Raw genomic sequence first — 5,235 nt, forward strand, 5'->3', positions numbered from 1 at the left:
CCTCATGTTTTAATCTACCACAAATAAGTTCCGGAGATATCTTCTTTTTTAACAAAGCTATTATTAGCTTTTTAACTTTACAGGATAGCTTATGATTATTTGAAGTTCTGCGGCTTTGATATAGCTTCTGTGCTATCTCAGCATTATAGTCACTATTTATACTAGTGCGATTAAGTTCCTTTTTTATAGCTCTTTCACTATAGCCAATTTTATTGGCTATTTGAGATGTTTGGTATCCTAATTTAAGTAATTCTTCTATACAATATCTATTTGAAAGAGTTAAGTGCTTTGGCATTTTTTAGTTCCTTATCGTTTATTTTAGTTTCGTCAAAACCTAATAAACTATATTTGGAACTCTCTTTCAACTATTTAAAACTTTCAGAAATCTAGCAGATTTAAAATCTACCTTTCTCCAATCAAAATATTTACCAGGGTCTGTTTTTCTATTCGGTGCGATATCACTGTGTGCAGCAATATCACTCAACTCTCGATAACTCTGCTGTAAATCTCTTAATAAAGTATTGAGCGAATTATATTGTTGTTGATTATACACACTATTATCAGTGCCTTGCAATTCTATTCCTATCGAAAAATCATTACAGCCTTGTCGGCCATTAAATTGGCTTACTCCAGCATGCCACGCTCTATCATCTACAGAAACGAATTGTATTATCTCACCATTTCTTTTTATATGAAAATGTGCAGATACTTGTACATCATTTAAACTTTGAAAGCTCTCATGTTGCTGGCAATCAAGCTTGTTGGTAAAAAGCTTCTCAACATTAGTATTATCATACTCACCTTCTGGTAAACTTATACAATGTATAACTACTAGACTGATATCATTAGCATTAGGTCTTTGATTAAAGTTAGGACTTTTTATATGCTTAGCTTTTTTATACCAACCTTGCTCGAACATCTTAGTATTTAAAATTATTTGTAATAGTATTATACTATATCAACTAATTTGGTAATTTTCAATAATTTTAACTATGAAATGCCTTGATTGTAAGCTTGCAAAAAGAACTTTTTTATACGGTATAATAACATTAATAATCGTAGTATTTAGCTATATTTCTTAGATGTAATAGTAGCTGCATACATAGGTATTTTTACCTACCTATGGTCAAAAGCATTTGTTGAAAACAAAAGATTAAACAAATAATCAATTTATATATTCTTTGAAATAAGTCAGTGCTTTTCGATAAACATCTTGCTTGAAATAAACCACATGATTTATTGGATACCAATAACTAACCCATCGCCAATTATCAAATTCAGGAGAGTCATTGGCTTCTAAGTTAATATTACTTTCTGAAGTTTTTAACCTTAATAAAAACCATTTTTGTTTCTGTCCTATACATACAGGCTCTTTACTTCTCACAAGTGAATCTGGAATATCATATTTAAACCAATCTCTAGTAGATGCAATTACTTCAACATCATGAGGACGTAAACCAACTTCTTCGTACAACTCTCTATACATCGCCTGCAATGGTGTCTCACCCGTTGCAACTCCTCCTTGAGGAAATTGCCACGAGGTTCTACTCTTTCTTTGACCCCAAAACACTCTATCTTGTCTATTTAGTAAAACTATCGCTACATTTGCTCGATACCCACTTTTATCTATCATTATTCAAAGAAAACTTTCTTCTACCTAATCTTATTGTAAACTAATTTTTCTAAGTTTGATAACTTATAATTAGATTTAGTTCATAACAATATGATCTATAAATATTAACAAAATAAGCATTTTTTGATTCTTTACTTATCTTCATCAGTCAAATCATTTAACATAGTTATTAATACTCATATAAACACTCTTAAAATAGTGATTCCGAACACTCTTAGTAATTGCTTTTTTATACAAGCTAAACAAACTCCTAACAATATAGCTATCACTGATGAAAATATTGAGCTTACATATCAGCAAACAGCTAACCAAATTATAAATCTAACGAGATACTTGTCAGAAAATGGCTATAATCAGAATAGTATAATCTCTATATACAGTTCAAAACGATATGAGATTATCATTGCCTTTTTGGCAGTATCAAGTATAGGAGCAAGTTGCGTACAGTTAGATAAATCATTTCCTTTACCTTTGCTTAAGGATATCATAAATGATACAAACTCAGATCTAATTCTATGCGATGAGATACCAGATATTAAATCAGTAAAATGTATAGATTATATAAATATTATATCAAAGTGTGATGACTCTAAGATTCAAATACCTATGGATATAAAGATAGATCCAGAAAAAGATTTTTGGTTAGTATACTCATCTGGCACTACTGGCAAAAATAAAGGAATCTCTATATCTCATAGAGCGATAGTTGAATCATACAAAATTAGAGAAACTATCAAACCCTATGATAGCGATAGTTCGATTGGTTGTAATATTTACTACCTTTGGGAAGCTTTTAGACCCTTATTAAAAGTTGGAAGAACTAATATAATCCCAGATACAATACTTTATGATTTTAAAGCGCATGCAAAATATATCAAAAATAAAAAGATCAATGAAATTCTCTTTACACCTTCGTATCTTGAAACTTTATTATCAACTTCGGAAGATACTGCTATAGAAATATTTAATAATATTAATACATGCTGGTTAAATGGTGAAGTAGTCTCTAGTTGGCTACAATATAAACTAGAGAAATTCATGAGCTCCACAAATATATATAATCTGTATTCTATATCTGAATGTCACGATGTTGCAGTATATAAATTACACCCAAATGATAAATATTTAGAAGAAGATGGCGTTGTCCCTGTTGGTCATGTACTACCAAAGGTTGATGCAGTTGTGCTTGATGAAAATAAAAAAATAGTTAAGAATGGCCAAAAAGGAGAAGTATATATCCATTCTATAGGATTAGCTAATGAATACATCAATAAACCAGACCTTAATACAGAAAGATTTATCACTGCAGCAAATAGTCCAATCAAGAAGCGCCTTTATAAAACTGGAGATTTTGGCAAGCTATCAGATGATGGACAGTTAATAACAATATATGGTCGATGCGATTATATTATCAAACTAAGAGGTTATACCCTTTCACTACCATTTATTGAATCTGTTATTAAGGATAAACTTGACATAATGCACTGTATAGTCGATAAAACAGGTGCCACAAGAATGTCAGAATCATTGATTGCATATTTAGAAATTCCTAAAGAGAATCAAGATACTTTTCGCCAGCAGTGGGATCTAAAAAATAACAATAAGCCCTCTAAAAAACTACTAGATAAAATTTCTCCCCATCTGGCTCACTATATGCTCCCTAAATATATTGTTATACTCGATGAAATACCTCTTAACAGATACTCAAACAAACTTGATAGAAATAGCATTAAACATGATGATTTAATCATTGAAACTCAAGAAGTTCAAGCAATCAATAATTTGCAAGACTATAAAAGATTATGGTCAAATATCTTAAATATATCTGAAGATGATATATCTCTAACAAGCTGTTTTTTTGAGCTTGGTGGATCATCCCTATCTGCAATGTTACTTATAAGTAATCTAAAAGAGCTTGGCTTTGATATTACTATCAGCAATTTTGTTAAAAAAAGTTCTCTAAAAGATAGTTATAATTTAATAATAAATAATCAATCCTCAACAAAACAAGAAATCACTCAAGAGATCTTGGATGACATTAATAAATTTACAACTTCCATAAAACCAAATATTTGTCAAGATTTATCATCAACAAATACTGGAAATATCTTATTGACAGGCGCAACAGGATTTTTAGGCTCTCACCTTCTAGCTCACTTAATATCAAATGAGAAAATACAAACAATTTACTGTTTGGTACGAGCTACAGATGAAAATCAAGCGAGATAAAGAGTCGAAAAAACTCTTGAAAAACTTAACTTTAAAACAAACTCAAAAATAGTCTATTTAAATGGAAATATTACTAAAACAAACTTTGATTTAGATAGTAAAAAATGGTTAGGATTATCTAAAGAGATAGATACCGTTATTCATACAGCAGCTTCTGTCAATCTATTATTACCTTATAATGCTTTGAAACCAAGCAATCTTGATGGAACAGCACATTGTATTGATTTTTGTCTTACGAATAAAAGTAAACATTTAATATACATATCCACTAATGGAATATTCCCATTACATCTGAATAAAGTTTTTGATGAATCTAATTCCATTGATTGGATTGAATCACTAGAGTCTGGCCACTCGCAAACAAAGTGGGCAGCAGAAAAACTCGTTCATAAAATGATTGAAAAAGGTCTTAATGCAAGTGTTTTAAGACTAGGAAATATCTCACCTCAAACACCTAGCTATATAAATAAATCTGATACAAACTGGTTACTCTACTAAAAGAAATAATTACCCAGAAGAAAATACCTCAAAATATAAACTTAGAAATGACTCAGTAGATCATATAACTAAGATTGTAGAACATTTTATATTGACTAAACCAGACTACAACATCCTTAATATTACTAACAAAAATTTTCTTAATGCAAACATATTAGCTGAATGTTTCAACTATGAAACTATCGAATATAATAATTGGCTTGATGCTATTATAGATGACTCAACAATATGTAACTATGATAGAACTAATTACCAAAGAATCATGAAAGAGATCAATATCAATTATCTAGAAATAACTACTGAATATATAAATAATATTTTTCTAGGAGGTAAAGATGAGCTTACTTACAAATAAACATGTATTAATAGTCGGTGCCTCTAGTGGTATGGGTATGGGTATGGGTAAAGCTATTGCTAATGCATGCCGAGAAAAGCAAATGAAAATATCTTTATGCTCGCGTCGTGAGATTGATATTCAAAGTGATAGTACATTCTTTCAATCAGTAGATATCCAGAATTTAGCTCAAGTAGAGAGCTTTATAAAGCTAGATTGTATTCTGAAAGTTTTAAATAGTTGAAAGAGAGTTCCAAATATAGTTTATTAGGTTTTGACGAAACTAAAATAAACGATAAGGAACTAAAAAATGCCAAAGCACTTAACTCTTTCAAATAGATATTGCATAGAAGAATTACTTAAATTAGGATACCAAACATCTCAAATAGCCAATAAAATTGGCTATAGTGAAAGAGCTATAAAAAAGGAACTTAATCGCACTAGTATAAATAGTGACTATAATGCTGAGATAGCACAGAAGCTATATCAAAGCCGCAGAACTTCAAATAATCATAAGCTATCCTGTAAAGTTAAAAAGCTA

The 5,235-nt window shown here is 30.1% G+C and carries 6 protein-coding genes and 2 pseudogenes; 5 read left to right on the top strand and 3 right to left on the bottom strand.

Features of this window, described 5'->3' with window-relative positions:
• Positions 1–295 (bottom strand): helix-turn-helix domain-containing protein (locus F8C69_RS08910; RefSeq protein WP_159184785.1); only part of this gene is annotated, 295 nt, incomplete at its 3' end.
• Positions 296–361: 66 nt separating this feature from the next.
• Positions 362–919 (bottom strand): 1,6-anhydro-N-acetylmuramyl-L-alanine amidase AmpD, encoded by a 558-nt coding sequence (ampD, locus tag F8C69_RS08915; protein ID WP_159184928.1) that lies wholly within the window; start codon positions 917–919, stop codon positions 362–364.
• Positions 920–1,072: 153 nt separating this feature from the next.
• Here ampD and F8C69_RS08920 point away from each other — a divergent pair.
• Positions 1,073–1,165: pseudogene (locus tag F8C69_RS08920) on the top strand (phosphatase PAP2 family protein); the annotation flags it as partial.
• Here the strand turns inward: F8C69_RS08920 and F8C69_RS08925 are convergent.
• A complete protein-coding gene (locus F8C69_RS08925; RefSeq protein ID WP_159184929.1) occupies positions 1,166–1,633 on the bottom strand; it encodes an RNA pyrophosphohydrolase in 468 nt (155 codons plus the stop codon).
• A 198-nt stretch (positions 1,634–1,831) separates the two neighbouring features.
• Here F8C69_RS08925 and F8C69_RS08930 point away from each other — a divergent pair.
• From F8C69_RS08930 to F8C69_RS08940, 4 genes and pseudogenes are all read left to right on the top strand, one after another.
• A pseudogene (locus F8C69_RS08930) lies at positions 1,832–4,360 on the top strand (non-ribosomal peptide synthetase).
• Between the two features lie 91 nt (positions 4,361–4,451).
• Positions 4,452–4,715: a hypothetical protein gene (locus tag F8C69_RS10865; RefSeq protein WP_234384234.1), complete on the top strand. Its 264-nt coding sequence runs from the start codon at positions 4,452–4,454 to the stop codon at positions 4,713–4,715.
• Positions 4,696–4,938: a hypothetical protein gene (locus F8C69_RS08935; protein ID WP_234384233.1), complete on the top strand. Its 243-nt coding sequence runs from the start codon at positions 4,696–4,698 to the stop codon at positions 4,936–4,938. The genes F8C69_RS10865 and F8C69_RS08935 overlap by 20 nt, the downstream gene beginning before the upstream one ends.
• Before the next feature lie 66 nt (positions 4,939–5,004).
• Positions 5,005–5,235 (top strand): helix-turn-helix domain-containing protein (locus tag F8C69_RS08940; protein WP_159183974.1); only part of this gene is annotated, 231 nt, incomplete at its 3' end.

Source organism: Francisella noatunensis subsp. noatunensis (assembly GCF_009823375.1).
GTDB classification, from domain to species: Bacteria; Pseudomonadota; Gammaproteobacteria; order Francisellales; family Francisellaceae; genus Francisella; species Francisella noatunensis.

What these genes read in the sequence shown, in the direction of transcription:
- F8C69_RS08925 (WP_159184929.1), bottom strand. Translation starts at nt 1,633, where the DNA reads ATGATAGATAAAAGTGGGTATCGAGCAAATGTAGCGATAGTTTTACTA.
- ampD (WP_159184928.1), bottom strand. Translation starts at nt 919, where the DNA reads ATGTTCGAGCAAGGTTGGTATAAAAAAGCTAAGCATATAAAAAGTCCT.
- F8C69_RS08935 (WP_234384233.1), top strand. Translation starts at nt 4,696, where the DNA reads ATGAGCTTACTTACAAATAAACATGTATTAATAGTCGGTGCCTCTAGT.